The sequence below is a fragment of the Corynebacterium sp. HMSC078A10 genome, assembly GCF_001811565.1.
In the GTDB taxonomy this organism is placed as follows: domain Bacteria; phylum Actinomycetota; class Actinomycetes; order Mycobacteriales; family Mycobacteriaceae; genus Corynebacterium; species Corynebacterium hesseae.
On the sequence record NZ_KV805194.1, the window covers coordinates 1 to 206 of the forward strand.

Here is a 206-nt window from a genome sequence, read left to right on the forward strand (position 1 = left end):
GGGGCATTCTCAATATCGCAGGCTTGGTAGGTGTGTAAGACTACGGTGGCTGGTGGTTGTATCTCGCCGCTTAAGAGTTTGATGACCGCTTCAGCAACAGTGATTCCTTCTTTTGCGGCGGCTGTGTGGATGAAGGCATCGAGTTTAATGCCGGTGTCTTCCCCAACCTGGAGTTCCAGCCAGGCAGAGGTTCCGTTGGAGGAGAA

At 53.4% G+C, this 206-nt stretch carries 1 pseudogene; it reads right to left on the reverse strand.

Annotated features, from left to right (window positions below):
* A pseudogene (locus HMPREF2808_RS13595) lies at positions 1–206 on the reverse strand (HNH endonuclease); the annotation flags it as partial.